General features: G+C 62.6%; 15 protein-coding genes. 8 read left to right on the forward strand and 7 right to left on the reverse strand.

Annotated elements, in window-relative coordinates:
• The first annotated feature begins 70 nt into the window (after positions 1 to 70).
• From BLQ92_RS23760 to BLQ92_RS23775, 4 genes are all read left to right on the forward strand, one after another.
• Positions 71 to 847 carry a glycosyltransferase gene (locus BLQ92_RS23760; protein ID WP_244106366.1) on the forward strand — a complete coding sequence of 259 codons (777 nt, stop codon included), beginning with the start codon at positions 71 to 73 and terminating at the stop codon, positions 845 to 847.
• 54 nt (positions 848 to 901) lie between these two features.
• A complete protein-coding gene (locus tag BLQ92_RS23765; protein ID WP_090687081.1) occupies positions 902 to 2047 on the forward strand; it encodes a glycosyltransferase family 4 protein in 1146 nt (381 codons plus the stop codon).
• An 11-nt stretch (positions 2048 to 2058) separates the two neighbouring features.
• Positions 2059 to 3087, forward strand: coding sequence for a UDP-glucose 4-epimerase GalE (gene galE / locus BLQ92_RS23770; protein ID WP_090687083.1), 1029 nt, complete (start codon positions 2059 to 2061; stop codon positions 3085 to 3087).
• Between the two features lie 286 nt (positions 3088 to 3373).
• A complete protein-coding gene (locus BLQ92_RS23775; protein WP_090687084.1) occupies positions 3374 to 5014 on the forward strand; it encodes an ankyrin repeat domain-containing protein in 1641 nt (546 codons plus the stop codon).
• Positions 5015 to 5177: 163 nt separating this feature from the next.
• Here BLQ92_RS23775 and BLQ92_RS23780 read toward each other — a convergent pair whose 3' ends face one another.
• From BLQ92_RS23780 to BLQ92_RS23790, 3 genes are all read right to left on the reverse strand, one after another.
• A complete protein-coding gene (locus BLQ92_RS23780) occupies positions 5178 to 5357 on the reverse strand; it encodes a hypothetical protein (RefSeq protein WP_090687087.1) in 180 nt (59 codons plus the stop codon).
• 10 nt (positions 5358 to 5367) lie between these two features.
• A complete protein-coding gene (locus tag BLQ92_RS23785) occupies positions 5368 to 5637 on the reverse strand; it encodes a hypothetical protein (protein WP_090687089.1) in 270 nt (89 codons plus the stop codon).
• A gap of 307 nt (positions 5638 to 5944) precedes the next feature.
• Complete coding sequence (locus BLQ92_RS23790; protein WP_090687091.1) at positions 5945 to 6433, reverse strand: NUDIX domain-containing protein; 489 nt, start codon at positions 6431 to 6433, stop codon at positions 5945 to 5947.
• Positions 6434 to 6962: 529 nt separating this feature from the next.
• Between BLQ92_RS23790 and BLQ92_RS23795 the strand changes: the two genes are divergently transcribed.
• On the forward strand, positions 6963 to 7280 hold the full coding sequence (locus tag BLQ92_RS23795) for a hypothetical protein (RefSeq protein ID WP_090687093.1): 318 nt from the start codon (positions 6963 to 6965) through the stop codon (positions 7278 to 7280).
• A 1-nt stretch (position 7281) separates the two neighbouring features.
• Here BLQ92_RS23795 and BLQ92_RS23800 read toward each other — a convergent pair whose 3' ends face one another.
• Positions 7282 to 7782: a universal stress protein gene (locus tag BLQ92_RS23800; RefSeq protein WP_090687096.1), complete on the reverse strand. Its 501-nt coding sequence runs from the start codon at positions 7780 to 7782 to the stop codon at positions 7282 to 7284.
• 119 nt (positions 7783 to 7901) lie between these two features.
• Positions 7902 to 8642, reverse strand: coding sequence for a BON domain-containing protein (locus BLQ92_RS23805; RefSeq protein WP_090687098.1), 741 nt, complete (start codon positions 8640 to 8642; stop codon positions 7902 to 7904).
• 272 nt (positions 8643 to 8914) lie between these two features.
• Here BLQ92_RS23805 and BLQ92_RS23810 point away from each other — a divergent pair, with 272 nt between their 5' ends.
• Positions 8915 to 9760: an urea carboxylase-associated family protein gene (locus tag BLQ92_RS23810; protein WP_090687100.1), complete on the forward strand. Its 846-nt coding sequence runs from the start codon at positions 8915 to 8917 to the stop codon at positions 9758 to 9760.
• 14 nt (positions 9761 to 9774) lie between these two features.
• Here BLQ92_RS23810 and BLQ92_RS23815 read toward each other — a convergent pair whose 3' ends face one another.
• Positions 9775 to 10551 (reverse strand): maleate cis-trans isomerase family protein, encoded by a 777-nt coding sequence (locus BLQ92_RS23815; protein WP_090687101.1) that lies wholly within the window; start codon positions 10549 to 10551, stop codon positions 9775 to 9777.
• Positions 10548 to 11792: a D-amino acid dehydrogenase gene (locus tag BLQ92_RS23820; protein ID WP_090687104.1), complete on the reverse strand. Its 1245-nt coding sequence runs from the start codon at positions 11790 to 11792 to the stop codon at positions 10548 to 10550. The genes BLQ92_RS23815 and BLQ92_RS23820 overlap by 4 nt, the downstream gene beginning before the upstream one ends.
• Positions 11793 to 12070: 278 nt before the next feature.
• Here BLQ92_RS23820 and BLQ92_RS23825 point away from each other — a divergent pair, with 278 nt between their 5' ends.
• Both BLQ92_RS23825 and BLQ92_RS23830 read left to right on the forward strand, forming a co-directional pair.
• A complete protein-coding gene (locus tag BLQ92_RS23825; RefSeq protein ID WP_090687106.1) occupies positions 12071 to 13264 on the forward strand; it encodes a branched-chain amino acid ABC transporter substrate-binding protein in 1194 nt (397 codons plus the stop codon).
• Positions 13265 to 13297: 33 nt separating this feature from the next.
• The gene (locus BLQ92_RS23830) at positions 13298 to 14197 is read left to right on the forward strand and encodes a branched-chain amino acid ABC transporter permease (RefSeq protein ID WP_090687109.1); all 900 of its coding nucleotides are present in this window, start codon (positions 13298 to 13300) and stop codon (positions 14195 to 14197) included.
• Positions 14198 to 14200 lie beyond the last annotated feature (3 nt).

The raw sequence follows: 14200 nt of genomic DNA on the forward strand, positions 1-14200 counted from the left end.
CGCGCCGCACCGCCTGGCGGACGCACGGCTCTGCCCGTCGAACGATGCCCTCGGCGACGTCGCAGTGCTGATGCCGGCGTATAACGGCCAGGCCGACGTCGAGCGCACGCTAGCCTCATTCAGCGAAGACGCTTCCGTCCACGTGCTGATCGTCGACGACGGCAGCACGCCGCCAATCGTCGCGCCGGCCCTGCCGAACCTCGTGATCGAAGTCTTGCGCATGCCGCAGAACGGCGGCATCGAGAAGGCCCTGCAGACCGGCATCGATGCGCTTGCCGAGCGCGGTTTTCGCTATGCGGCCCGCATCGATGCGGGCGATCTGACCGTGCCGCAGCGGCTCGCGAAGCAACGCGCGTATCTGGAAGCGAACCCACGGGTCGCCGGTCTCGGCATGTGGACCCAGGTGGTCACGCGCGACGGCAAGCCGCTCTTCATGCTGACACCGCCCGCCGAACCGGACGCGATCCGCCGGATGCGCTTTTACCGCAGTTGCCTCGCGCATCCTTCGATGACGCTGCGTATCGATGCCGTGCGCGCAGTCGGCAATTACCGCGCCGAATACCGCTCCGCCGAAGACCTCGATCTGTTTCTGCGTCTGATGGAACGCTATGACTGCGCAAACCTGCCGGAGCTCGGCCTGTACTACGAGCTGAACGAAGGCGGCATTAGCGCCACCAGGCGGCGCCGCCAGGTGAGCTCGACGCTGCGGCTGCAACTGCGTTACTTCAACGCGGCTAACCTGTACGACTGGCTCGGGCTCGCGAAGAACCTGCTGCATCTCGTCATGCCGTATCGCACGTTGCAGGCCGTCAAGCGCAGGCTGTTTGCGCCGCGCGCCGGCACCTAAGCAGCCGGCAAGGAACCACTCAGGCGTCCCCCGTCAAGCACCTGTAAAAGAACCATGAAGCCCAACGTTTCCAACGTGTCCTTGCGCATTACACTCGTCTGCAATACTGCGTGGGCAATCTATACGTACCGGCAAGGGCTGATCCGCGAACTCGTCGCACGCGGCGTCGAAGTGACGGTGCTGGCGCCGCACGACCGCACCTTCGAACTGCTGACCGGGATGGGTTGCCGCTGCATCGATCTGCCGGTGGCGTCGAAAGGCACCAACCCACGCGACGACCTGCGCACGCTATGGGCGCTGTACCGCCACTACCGGACGATCCGGCCGCACATTGTGTTTCACTACACGGTCAAGCCGAACATCTACGGCTCGATCGCGGCCAGGCTGGCTGGCGTCGATTCGGTGGCGGTGACCACCGGACTCGGCTATGTCTTCATCCAGCAGAGCCGCGCGGCGCAGGTCGCCAAAAAGCTGTACCGTTTTGCCTTCCGCTTTCCGCGCGAAGTCTGGTTTCTGAACCGCGACGATCAAGCCGCCTTCGTCGATCAGAAGCTGCTCGTGCATCCGGAACGCGCCCGCCTCCTGCACGGCGAAGGGGTCGACCTCGAGCAGTTTGCTTTCACGCCGCTGCCGGACAAGGCCCAGTTCGACTTTGTGCTGATCGGCCGGCTGCTGTGGGACAAAGGCGTGGCCGAGTATGTGGAGGCGGCCCGGCGCTTGCGCGCGCGCTTTCCGCAGGCGCGTTTCCGCCTGCTCGGGCCGGTGGGCGTGGATAATCCCAGTGCGATCACGCGCGCCGAAGTGGCCGCATGGGAGCAGGAAGGTGTGATCGAATACCTGGGCGAGGCGCACGACGTGCGGCCGTTTATCGCCGCCGCGGATTGTGTCGTATTACCCTCGTATCGTGAGGGGGTGCCGCGCACGCTGATGGAAGCCTCGGCGATGGGCCGGCCGATTGTCGCGACCGATGTGCCCGGCTGCCGGGAAGTGGTCGCGAATGGCGTCAATGGTTTGCTGTGCGAAGTCCGCAACGCGGAGAGTCTCGCCGAGCGGCTCGCACAGATGCTCGAGATGAGCGGCGAAGCACGCCGCGCGATGGGCGAACGTGGCCGGCAGAAAGTCGCGGCGGAATTCGACGAGCGGGTAGTCGTCGAAAAATATAAAGACCTGGTTCGGAACTTGACGGGCGTTTCACTTTAATGGAGCACAGTATGGCCACTAAGGGCACGATTCTGGTAACGGGCGGCGCGGGCTTTATCGGCTCGCACACCTGCGTCGAACTGTTGAATGGCGGCTACGACGTCGTCGTGATCGACAATCTCGTGAACAGCAATCGCGAATCGCTCGAGCGCGTCGAACGGATCACCGGCCGCGCCGTGACGTTCTACGAAGCCGACGCGCGCGACGAAGCCGCACTGCAACGCATTTTCGACGCGCATCCGGTGACGGGCGCGATCCACTTTGCGGCGTTGAAGGCAGTGGGCGAGTCGGTGGCAAAGCCGATCGAGTACTACAGCAACAATGTCGGCAGCCTGCTCGCGTTGCTGGGCGTGATGCGCGATCGCAATGTGAAGCAGTTTGTGTTCAGCTCGTCGGCGACTGTGTACGGCGTGCCGAAGAGCTCGCCGATCGACGAATCGTTTCCGCTGTCGGCCACCAACCCGTACGGTCAATCGAAGCTGATCGCCGAGCAGGTACTGCGCGATCTCGAAGTGGCGGACCCGAGCTGGCGGATTGCGACACTGCGCTACTTCAATCCGGTGGGCGCACATGAGAGCGGACTGATTGGCGAAGATCCGGCTGGCATTCCGAACAATCTGATGCCGTATGTCGCGCAGGTAGCAGTGGGCAAGCTGGAGAAGTTGCGGGTGTTCGGTGGGGACTACGAAACGCTGGATGGCACCGGCGTGCGCGATTACATCCACGTGGTGGACCTGGCGCGTGGGCATCTTGCCGCGCTCGATGCGCTGGAGAAGCACGATGCGAGCTTCGTGGTGAATCTGGGCACGGGCCAGGGCTATAGCGTGCTCGAGGTGGTGCGCTCGTTCGAAAAGGCCTCAGGCCGGCCGGTGCCGTATGAGATCGTGGCGCGGCGGCCGGGCGATGTGGCTGCATGCTATGCGGATCCGGCCGCAGCGGCGAAGCTGCTCGGCTGGAAGGCGGAGTTTGGCATCGAGCGCATGTGCGCGGATCACTGGCGGTGGCAGGAGAAGAATCCGCAGGGGTTTGCGCCAGCCTGATAAATGGCTGCCGTTCCACACTGTCTCTAATCCGGTCCATCTCAGCGACCGGGAACGAATGTCTCCAAGCCTGGCGAAAATCCAGGCTTGCGACGCGTCGTTCATATGAACGCACCTGGGTTGACGGACTTGCGTGCCATCGCATAGCATCCGGATTAGCGGTGCAGGCCGCTTCCGGGTCCGCGGAAAGGGTTGAACCCACCTGCAGGAGCGCCTCAAGTATCTCACCATCCTTTGTGCTGGCGGTATTGCGGACCTTCGGCCATCAAACGCACGAGGATCCGCAATGAACAAGCTGCCCTCCAGGGCCAATCTCGACCATTTGAAGAAGCAGGCGAAGGAGTTGTTGCGTCTCTACCGCGACGGCAACGCAACCGCGATCGCACGCTTCGTCCATCATCTTCCCGCCGCCGCGCACCGCACGGATAGTGAAGTCATAGCGCTGCAACTTCGGCTGCACGATGCGCAGTCCTGCATCGCGCGCGAGTATGGTTTTTCTTCCTGGGCGGATCTCGCCCTGTATGTCGAAACCAGCGCATTCGCGCATCACGAACAGGCGGTTCAGATACGCCGCTGGCTTGGCCTCGCCTATGGCGGCGACGTCACCGGCACCTATGACGCGGCACGGCCACGCGTCGCAGTTCAGCTCCTGCAGGAACACCCCGACCTTCTCGCAACCGACGCTTACGTCGCCTGCGCAGCAGGGCATCTCGAAGTGGTGGCCCGGACAATCAAAGCCGATCCGGCCTGGACGAACCGTGTGGGGGGAACGCTGAAGCTCCCGCCGCTAGTCGCAGTGACGCACTCCCGATTGGGACTACTGCCGGAATTCGCTCCACGGCTACGCGAGTGCGCGCAGCACCTTCTGCAGGCCGGGGCCGATCCCAACCAGCGTATCGGTAACCGGTTTCCACCCGCCTCCCTTGCAACGCCCGACGAGATGGGTCCACTGTCTGCCCTTTACGGTGCGGCTGGAGTCATCCGCGATCCGGCTCTCACGGAGATGCTCCTGCAGGCCGGCGCCGACCCCGATGACGGTGAATCGCTCTATCACTCGCTGGAAAACCCGGACTGCACGCGCCTGCTGCTTCGGTACGGCGCGCGCGTAGCCGGTACGAATGCGTTGCGGCGAGCGCTTGACATGCCGGACGCGCTCGCCCTCGAACTGTTGCTGGCTCATGGCGGCGATGCCAACGAGCCGGCCGGAGAGGGACCGACGAAAGTCTGGGGGGCTCCGCTGCTGCGTGCGATCGCCGTGCGCAGATCGTCCCGCCATATTGCCGCACTGCTCGCGGCCGGCGCCGATCCCAAGGCACGCACGGCCGCCGGCATCAGTGCGTGGCGGCTGGCGACGCAGGTCGGTCTACCGGAGGTCGTGGAGCTCTTGCGCGCCTACGGAGCGGAGGAGAATCTCACCGCGGATGAAGAATTCGTGGCGGCCTGTGCCCGCGCCGACGCGATCGAGGCGCGCCGCATTCAGGCACAACATCCGGAGCTGCCAGGCTCGCTGCCGGAAGACCGGCTGCGGCTACTGCCGGACACCGCAGCATGGGGATCCAACGCTGCGGTCAAGGTCATGGTTGAACTCGGCTGGCCCATCGCCGCGCGTGGAGGCGACTGGGACGCGACGGCGCTAAACCACGCGGTCATTCGTGGCGACGCGGAACTGACGGCCTTTCTGCTCGCTCACGGAGCGAGCTGGCGTGAGACGCAAGGCTTCGGTGACGATGTGCTCGGCACCCTGTCCTGGGCCTCCCTCAACGAGCCGACAGGGCCAGGGAACCCCGACTGGATAGGTTGTGCCCGCGCGCTCATGGCTCACGGACTTCCCAACGTGGAGCGGGATCCGTCGAACCCGGAACGGCTACTCATCGAAGGCCGGCCCAAACAGTTTTCCGAGGGCGTGACGGAGGCCTTGCTGGAATGACGATTATGCTGGCTGCTCACGTGCAGCACTTTGCTGCCGGACCTTGGAACGGCGCCAGGATTTCACGAGCGTGGAATCCTGGACGTCTGGACATCAAACACCACCGGACGGCAGTTCGGCACGAGCCGCGCCACCACAATCGGAAGGTCTGAATGAGCGCGTGCTACCGGCTGTTTTGTTCGTAAAATGCCTTGATATCCGCTTTGTAATTTTCGGCAGCCTCGATCACCTGCACCGTAAACCCAGGCTTCGGCTCGGGCCGAAGCGAGGGTCCGCCAGCAAGAGCATTCTCAAAGGTCGCGACGACCTTCCCATTTGCATCCTTGACCAGATTGACTTTCATCGCTCGTCTCCTAAACACCGTTGCTTTCGAAGTTTCCCGTGATGCCCTGATCGACGGGGTTAGCGAACTGATCTACCGCGTTGAGCGTAATTCCATAGCTCGGCTCCCCGCCCGAGTCGTTGTTGTGGACGAATACGGTAATGTCGGAAATAAGCGCTCCGACGTTGTTTTCCGCGCTCCCCAACGTAAACGCGAAAGCTTCATGGTTGGTAATGTTGCCGCCCCAGACGAACCAGCGTAGAGGACCACCCGTCTGTGTAATCGTTTGCCACGTTGCCATCACAAACCTCCATACAAGTTAAACGATTTGCCCATTCGATCTGCCACTCGGACAACTTTCGTCGTCGCCATGGCCTGCGTTCCATTCGATCCAAACGTTCCCCGCAGGTCAGCGAATTCACTGATGAAGACGCCGACATATGCTCAGACGATTGGAGCAGCGAGCTTTTGAACAAAATTACTAAGGTTTGCCAAGTATCAAGGAGTGGACTTTTTATTCCTGGCGTTTCGATCCTGCGCGAGATCTCAGTTGCCAAGGCGGTGGCGAACAAGGCCCCGTCGAGACGTCCCGAAAGGAAGAGGGTCAACTAAGCGCTGAGATCTCTGCGGAGATACGCAGCGACGGCCCCAGTCAGCGCGATGCCGTGCAATTCCTCCGGCGACGCCAGATGCGTGGCGACAATCTCACGATTATCAAGCCGCAGCTCGGGTAGGCAATCGAGGTGCAGTTCAAAGAAATGGACCCGGTCTCTTCGCCCGTCCCAAATGCCGCTGGCACTGCCTGCGGGGAGCAATGCGTGCGACGACAGACCGATCTCCTCCTCCATTTCGCGCTGCGCCGCTGCATCAGGCGCCTCGCCGGGCCGCACACTACCACCGGGAAAATTCCACTCGGCCCGGTACGAAGACTTCACAAGCAACAACGCGCGCCCGATGTAGATTGCGACTAGTGCGCCCTCATGGCGAGGCCGTCGAAGGTACCACCAGGCGCGAGCGAACCGGAATCCGAGGCGAAGCGCGATGCGCCAGACAGGGTCGATAAGCGTAGCCGGTCGCACTCGCTCAAGGCTCGGCATGAGGTCTCTCCTTTCTTTTCATGTTTGCAGGTCTTCCGGTTAGTGCGGCTTAGGTCATTCAGCGTCTGTCAGGGACAGCTAAAGCGCAGCATGGGATACTACGCGCCCGATTGGTCACAGTTCAATCAATATGCTTCGCCTTCTTTCCATGTCCGGCAGCCTGCGCTCGGCGTCGTCAAACACGCACGCACTCTTCGCCGCCGCCCTGTCGGGTAGGAAGCCTGGATTTTCCCGGCAAACCGGTCGCCATCGCGAACGACCCCGTCAACAGGGACATACTACGGCAAGCGCTCGAGGCACTCGTCGACCATATCCACGCCACCTAGAAACGATAGCCGACGCCTGCGAGGTAGATGTCGCTATCCTTGTCGTAGGTCGTCATCAGCGAGCTCACGGTGAATGTGGAAAGTGAGCGACGCAGCGGCTGACTACCGGCCTCCCGCACCAGCCACTTGCCCCGGACCGATAGTTAAGGCCGTCTGACCACAACAGGGCTACACTGAGACCGCATGGACTCCGGAGCAATACCATGACCGACGCTACCCCCACCAGCACATTTCGCGGTCTTCCCTTGACTCCCGAGCAGGACGCCGAAGTCAGGCACTATATAAAACAGCAAAAGCGGCGTGGCGTGCCGTGGGACACACCGGAGCTGAAAGCCATGCTTCACGACATGCTGGAGCCCCCCGGCGACGACGAGGGCGAATCTGGCGAAACCGTCGATGAAACCAAGGCGGCCACGGAGCGCGCAAACGCCTCCATCGACGAAACCATGGAACCCATCGAGGCCAGCGAAGAGCGCAACGCGGCAATGGAATCCGAGGGTATGAGGGGACCCAGACGGTAAATCAAGGGTGATACGTCTCGGGCCTCGTGGCTTCCACTGCTGCGGCCCCGCCTGCATGCGTCGGCTGCCGGACCACCAGAACCGGGATCTGACTGTGCGTCAGGACCTTCTGAGTCTCGCTGCCGAGCAACAAGGCGCGCATACCCCTGCGTCCGTGGGACGCCATGACGATAAGATCACAGTTTCGTTGTGCGGCGACACTGATAATCGCCTCATACGGGTGGGCGTGGTTCGCCGCCACCGTGTCGCATTCGACACCGGCTTGCGCGGCCGCTCTGGCGATGACCGCGAGGTGGTCTTCCGCACGCTTTCGACTGGCCTGAACGACTCGTTCCTCCTCGTCGGCAATCATTTCCGTGCCGTACGCGAGAACATGAATCTCCGGGATGACATGGAGCCCGGTGACTTTCGCGCCAGCTTCTCTCGCGAACGACACCGCCATCTGAATGGCGGTGTCGGAGAGCGCCGAACCGTCGGTCGGCACCAGCAGATGCTTGAACATACGTTTCTCCCCGCGGCCAGGCCTGTACTCGTTGACATCCTGCTCGGGGCCTGCCGCTCATGCCAGACACGCCGGCAATGCGTGCTAAATTCAACTGACAATATCGGGCCTGCACCTCGTCAGGCCCGCACATCGATGCGGTTGACGACCTGATCGATCGCGTCCAGATACCAGGCGTCTTGTTCCGCCTGCCGGCGCTCGGCCTCGCTCGACACCCAACCCTCCAAGGTAATCCTGTGGTTCTGCGACTTGATCACGATCTGGTCGGCCCGCACGCAGGGATCGGTTTCCAGCACCAGGTGCAGGGCCTCGGTAATTTCGTCGTCGCTGTCTTCCTCGGCGGGAGATACGTCCAGCAGATTGACCACTTCGCGGCAACTGCCGGCCCACCAGGCGAGCACGCCGGCCAGGCGCTTGTGGGACAGGCTGATCACTTGTCCCGTCAGCGTCACCACACCGTCCTGAATGGTGACTTCGATGGCGCCGCTGCCGTCTCCGTCACCGGCGGCGTCCATGGCGCCGCGCAGTATCTCCACCTGCCCTTTGACGCATGCGCAGATCACACAGTTGCGAAAATCGACGGCTTGCAGGAGCCGCTCGCACACCGCGTCGCGCAGAGCGCCGTCACCGAGCGGCGACTCGACTTTGACGCGCAGATGGTCCACCAACCCGGCGGTGCCGTTGAAAGAGTGCGCCAAGCGGACAATGCGCTTCTTGGACGCGATATCCGGCACCTCGCCCGCTACAGTCAAGGCGCCGTCGTTGAAACTCATATGGATGGGATGATTGTGCAGATTCAGGTGCGATTCGTGCTCAAAAGCCGCCAGCACCTGCTTCAAGACCGCATCACCGCCTTGCATGGTCCGCCTCCCGAAAAAATCTGATGGCGCGGTTCGTTCCATGGACCGCCTCGCGAAGCTGGCCCCGTTGTGGATAAGCCGGTTTCACTCAATCAATTATAGGCACTTGGCCGGTGCATTCTTTCAGAGAGTTCGCCGTTCGCGCAGGCGCGCCGATCTGCTTTTGGACAACCCGTCGCTGAGCTAGGATCAAAGCAATCAACAGCGAATCGGCGAAACAGCGGCGTGCCTCTGCGCGACCTGCTCGCCGGCCATCCCAAGGAGCCAGCGCCATGTTGAATTACCCCGCCGCTTACCAGTCCACCCAAGGTTCCGCACTCGACGTCGACAAGGCGTTTTATCGGCGCATCGCCTCGCAGCACGACACCCGCACGCTGGTCGAATCGATTGTCGTGCCAATCAGATCGGGCCGGGCGTGGACCGTGCCGGCCGGCCACGTGTTCCGGATCGTCACGATCGAAGGTCCGCAGGTGGCCGACCTGAACCTGTGGAACCGGCACAACCCGCGCGAGCGGATGTGGGCTTCGCGCACGCGCCAGCTACAGCAGGCGCACGTCAGCATCTTCGACCGTCTGTGGTCGACCCTGCCGTTCCTGCGCCCGATGGTGACGATCACCGACGACAGCCTCGCCGGCTACGGCGTCGACGAGCATGGTGGCCGGGTTCACGACCTGCTCGGCACCCGTTGCGATCCCTACGTGAACCGGATGCTGACTGGCGAGGATTTTCATTTCCACTGCCACTCCAATCTCACCCGCGCGATCGCTCCATACGGTCTGACCGAATACGACGTGCACGATGTGCTCAACGTGTTCCAGTGCACGGGCCTCAATCTCGAGGACAAATATTTCATGAAGGCATGCCCGGCAAAGAAGGGCGACTACCTCGAATTTTTCGCGGAAATCGATCTGTTGTGCGCGCTGTCTACCTGTCCGGGCGGCGATCTCTCGGTGCCGATGTGGGGTCCGGACGCGCGCGATCCGCTGGACGTATGCCGGCCGCTTGGCGTGGAGGTCTACCGGCTTGCGCCGCAGATGCTCGACGGCTGGACCTCGCCAGCCGTCGCTGCATATAAAGGGCAGCATGGGATGACGCTGCAGGAGCCGGAATGGAAATGAGCGTTTCGCCCCGCCTACAGCGCAAATAACCGCCCACGCTGCGGCTCAGGATCTTCCACACCCGCCAGCCGCAACGCATGCCAGGCCATCGCGAAGTTGCTGGAGATCACCGGCTTGCCGATTCTCGCTTCCAGCTCGGTAACGAATTCGGCGATGCGCAGACTGGTGCACGACACGAAAACCGCTTCCACGTCGGGGTTCTGCCCGAGCCGCTCGACGGCAGCTTGCAAGGAGGCCTTGTCGATCCGTGCGACCTCGTTGTCGTTCGCATGCTCGAACGACGCCATGCGTGTAATGCGCATGCCGCGCGCCTCGATGTAGTCGCGCATGAAGTCGTTGATCGAGCGCACATAGGGTGTCAATAACGCGGCTCGCTGCACGCCCAGTGCGCGCAGTGCAGCAAGCGCAGCCGTAATCGGCGTGGTACACGCGACGCCCGGGCGCGCCTCGCGGATGCGCGCGAATACGTTTTCCTCGCCGATCACCATCGACGCCGACGTGCAACCGAACGCCACGACATCGATTCGCTCTGCAGGCCTGATCAGCGCAACCGCCGCTGCGATCCGCGCCTCCATTTCAACGAGGCGTTCCGGCGTGATGTCCGGCGAATTGAGTATGCGGCTCTCGTAGAACGCCACGCCATCCTGGGTCAGCAGTTTGCGCCATTCGTGTTCGATGGTGTGATCGGTAGCGAGCACCACCAGCCCGATGGCGGCCCGCCGGCAGATGCCTTCATCCAGCGCGAGATCGAGCCTGATGTACGTATCGTCCTGAGACTGAATCGTGCTCATGTCAGTGTCATCCCTGTCATGTCGAGTTCGGGCTGGCGACCGGCCATGATGTCGACCAGCAGTTTTGCGGTTCCACACGACATGGTCCACCCCATGTGTCCGTGACCTGTGTTCAGATACAGGTTCCTGTGGCGTGTGCGGCCAATCAGCGGCGTGCCCTCGGGCGTCATCGGACGCAAACCTGCCCAGTAGGTGGGGCGGCCATAGTCGGCGCCGTCAGGGAACCACTCTCGGGCGGCCTTCAGCATCGTCCCGAAGTCGGCGGGCGTGTGCCGCGTATCATAACCGGCGAATTCGGCGGTCGCGGTAAAGCGCAAGCGTTGGCCAAAGCGCGCCCACGCCACGAGATGGTTCTCATCGACGCCGCCCAGATCCGGCGGACGGTGCTGCGGCCCAACCGGAAAGGTGGCGGAATAGCCCTTGACCGGATACACCGGCAGCCGGTAACCCAGCCGCCGCGCCAGAATCGGCGACCAGGAGCCGAGCGCCAGCACGAACTCGTCGCCACCCACAAGTCCGGCTGGCGTGCGCACTCCGATGACCCGATCGCCGGACGCCTCGATCGCGCTAATGGCGGTATCGAACTCGAAACGCACCCCAAGGCGCTCGCACACCTCTTTCAGCGCCCGGGTGAACAGGTGCGCATCGCCACTTTCGTCAGTTGGACAGTAGATCGCACCGGCGATCCGCTCGCGCGCACTCGCGAACGCCGGCTCGCGCGCCACCACCTGCGCCGCATCCAGCGTTTCGAGCAGCAGCCCGTTATCCGCGAGGATCGACATGTTCTGGATGCCGCGCGCGAAAGACGCTTCGTCGCGATAGAGATACAACAGGCCGCGGCTGATGCGGTCGTACTCCAGATGCTCGGCTGCGCTCAATTGCTGCAACTGACTTTGTGCATAGCGGCAAAGCCTCACCTTGCGCGTGGTGTTCTGGCGCGAGCGCTCGGCCGTGCAGTTGCGCAGGAACTGCACGCACCAGGCCCACATGTGCGGATCGGCGTTGAGCTTGAGCCGCAGCGCCTGACCTCCGACGAAGAGCGATTTCAGCAGGATTTTCGGCGCACGCGGCGACGCCCATGTGTACGAATGGCCGGGCGCGACCAGACCGGCGTTGGCAAAGCTGGTCTCGAGCGCGACCCCCGGCCGGCGGTCGATCACCGTCACCTCGCGGCCCTCCCTGGCGAGGTAATACGCCGCCGTGACGCCCGCTATTCCGCCACCCAGCACAACGCTTTTCATGCGTTCCCCTCATGGTTGCCGTTCAAAAAATGCGAAGTTGCCGCCGCTTTTTGTATGGTGTTCTATACGCGCATACCCTATACCGCCCAAATGTGCGGCGAGACCTATCATAAAAAAGGCACTTTTATGGTAACGCTGCTGAGTCCGATAGTCAGGCGCTCGATCTGACCGATTCAACTCGCATGCAACCTACGTTTCCAAACATTTTCTGATGTCGCCGGTCGATCCGGGTGGCGGATCCCGTCGATCCCTTTCACAATAATTAAGGAGTCACCAACATGATTGATCAGAAGAATGGCTCGCCCGGCGCGGCTCGTACGTTGCGGCAAACAGCAATCGCGGCATCGGCCGCCCTGGCCCTGCTCGCCGGCATCGCCCCCAGTTCAGCGCAAAGCCAGACCATCAAGATCGGCGTACCCGTGCCGCTGTCGGGCAGCTCCGCCAATGCCGGCACGGATATTCTCAATGGCGCCAAGCTTGCCGCCGCCAAGGTCAATGCGACAGGTGGCGTGCTCGGCATGCAGATCGAGCTGGTGCCCGAGGACGACGCCTGCGACGCACAGACGGCCGTGCAGGCGGCGCAAAAGCTGGTGGACGCAGGCGTGGTCGCCGTGGCCGGCGGTTACTGTTCCAGTGCGGCGCTGCCGGAATTGACGACCTTTCATCGCGCCGGGATTCCCTACGTGCTGGACGCGTCGACCAATCCCAAGCTGACCGAGATGGGCTACGACAACGTCTTCCGGACGATTGGCCGTGACGACGAGCAGGGGCCGTTTGCCGCGAGTTTCATGAAAAATTCGCTACACGTGAAGCGTGCGGCGGTGATCAACGACAATACGACCTATGCCAAGGGCCTCGCCGACAACACCGTGGAAGCCCTGAAAAAGGACGGTGTCGATGTCGTCTATGACGATGCGATCACACCCGGTCAGATGGACTACTCACCAACCCTGACTCACGTCGCCTCGCTGAAGCCAGACGTGATCTACTACACCGGCTACTTCTCCGAGGCAGGGCTGATCGTCAAGGAGGCCCGGCAACTGGGGCTGAAGATGACCTTGATGGGCGGCGACGGCACCAATGACCCCACGCTGATGAAGACAGCCGGCCCGGCGGCCGACGGCATGATCATCACCACAGCGCCGCTGGCGCAGTTCCTGAGCGGCGCGCACAGCTTCGTGGACGACTACACAAAGGCCTATGGGCAAGGGCCGGGGCCGTATTCGGTCTACGAATACGATGCCGTTGGCGTGACGGCGAAAGCGATCGCAGACGCGAAGTCGTCGACGCCTGCCGCGATCACGGCCGCCCTGCACAAGATCACGAACTACCCGGGCGCGACCGGGACGATCGGCTTTAACCCGAAGGGTGACCGCAGCGTGGCGGTGTACATCACCATCATCGTTCACGGCGACAACTTCGCGCCTTACCAGAGGCAAGATGCCGCCGGACACTGGATGGCGATGAAATAGGCCCGCTCCAGGCCCGATTCGGCCCGCCCCGCCATGAGCACCTTCCTCCAGTTTGTTGTCGAAGGGCTGACGATCGGCTCGTTCTATGCGCTCGTCGCCCTCGGCTACACGATGGTCTACGGGATCATCCGGCTGATCAACTTCGCGCATGGCGATCTGTTCATGGTGGGGGCGTTCATCGGCTGGACCGGTCTGACGGTGCTTGCTGCAGCGCACTTGCCGCTGGCGTTGGCGCTGCTGATCGCGCTCGTGGTCGCGATGGTGGTCACCGGCGCGCTCGGGCTCGCAATCGAGCGGGTGGCCTACCAGCCGCTGCTGCGCGCGCCACGGTTGTCGATTCTGATCACCGCGCTCGGCGTCTCGCTGGCGCTGGAAAACGGCGTGCTGCTGCTCTACGGCGCCGGTTTCAACACCTATCCCCACGTGCTCAGCCAGGCAGGACTGGTTTTCGACGGTGTGCAGATCACGTTTGCCGAGATCGGCATCATCGTGGCCAGCTTTGCGTTGATGCTCGGGCTGTATTTCTTCGTTCACCGCACCTTCATCGGCACTGCGATGCGCGCGCTGGCGATCGATCAGGACGCAGCGCGTTTGATGGGCATCGATGTCGAGCGGCTGATCCAGCTCACCTTCTTCCTCGGCTCCGCGCTGGCCGCCGTAGCAGGCGTCATGGAAGGGCTCTACTACACGCAGATCAATTTCTTCATGGGTTTCGTACTGGGCCTGCGCGCGTTTACCGCGGCGGTACTCGGCGGTATCGGCAATATCCCGGGTGCGATGGCTGGCGGCATCCTGATCGGCCTGCTCGAGTCGTTTGGCGCTGGCTACGTTTCCTCGCGGTGGACCGATGTGCTCGTGTTCGGCGTACTGATCGGCGTACTCGTGATCAAGCCGACCGGTTTGTTCGGCGAACGCGTCGTCGAGAGAATGTAGCCC

The sequence above is a fragment of the Paraburkholderia phenazinium genome, from assembly GCF_900100735.1.
Lineage (GTDB): Bacteria > Pseudomonadota > Gammaproteobacteria > Burkholderiales > Burkholderiaceae > Paraburkholderia > Paraburkholderia phenazinia.

What these genes read in the sequence shown, in the direction of transcription:
- BLQ92_RS23785 (WP_090687089.1), bottom strand. Translation starts at nt 5,637, where the DNA reads ATGGCAACGTGGCAAACGATTACACAGACGGGTGGTCCTCTACGCTGG.
- BLQ92_RS23805 (WP_090687098.1), bottom strand. Translation starts at nt 8,642, where the DNA reads ATGCAAGGCGGTGATGCGGTCTTGAAGCAGGTGCTGGCGGCTTTTGAG.
- BLQ92_RS23780 (WP_090687087.1), bottom strand. Translation starts at nt 5,357, where the DNA reads ATGAAAGTCAATCTGGTCAAGGATGCAAATGGGAAGGTCGTCGCGACC.
- BLQ92_RS23825 (WP_090687106.1), top strand. Translation starts at nt 12,071, where the DNA reads ATGATTGATCAGAAGAATGGCTCGCCCGGCGCGGCTCGTACGTTGCGG.
- BLQ92_RS23775 (WP_090687084.1), top strand. Translation starts at nt 3,374, where the DNA reads ATGAACAAGCTGCCCTCCAGGGCCAATCTCGACCATTTGAAGAAGCAG.
- galE (WP_090687083.1), top strand. Translation starts at nt 2,059, where the DNA reads ATGGCCACTAAGGGCACGATTCTGGTAACGGGCGGCGCGGGCTTTATC.
- BLQ92_RS23795 (WP_090687093.1), top strand. Translation starts at nt 6,963, where the DNA reads ATGACCGACGCTACCCCCACCAGCACATTTCGCGGTCTTCCCTTGACT.
- BLQ92_RS23820 (WP_090687104.1), bottom strand. Translation starts at nt 11,792, where the DNA reads ATGAAAAGCGTTGTGCTGGGTGGCGGAATAGCGGGCGTCACGGCGGCG.
- BLQ92_RS23790 (WP_090687091.1), bottom strand. Translation starts at nt 6,433, where the DNA reads ATGCCGAGCCTTGAGCGAGTGCGACCGGCTACGCTTATCGACCCTGTC.
- BLQ92_RS23815 (WP_090687101.1), bottom strand. Translation starts at nt 10,551, where the DNA reads ATGAGCACGATTCAGTCTCAGGACGATACGTACATCAGGCTCGATCTC.
- BLQ92_RS23800 (WP_090687096.1), bottom strand. Translation starts at nt 7,782, where the DNA reads ATGTTCAAGCATCTGCTGGTGCCGACCGACGGTTCGGCGCTCTCCGAC.
- BLQ92_RS23760 (WP_244106366.1), top strand. Translation starts at nt 71, where the DNA reads ATGCCGGCGTATAACGGCCAGGCCGACGTCGAGCGCACGCTAGCCTCA.
- BLQ92_RS23830 (WP_090687109.1), top strand. Translation starts at nt 13,298, where the DNA reads ATGAGCACCTTCCTCCAGTTTGTTGTCGAAGGGCTGACGATCGGCTCG.
- BLQ92_RS23765 (WP_090687081.1), top strand. Translation starts at nt 902, where the DNA reads ATGAAGCCCAACGTTTCCAACGTGTCCTTGCGCATTACACTCGTCTGC.
- BLQ92_RS23810 (WP_090687100.1), top strand. Translation starts at nt 8,915, where the DNA reads ATGTTGAATTACCCCGCCGCTTACCAGTCCACCCAAGGTTCCGCACTC.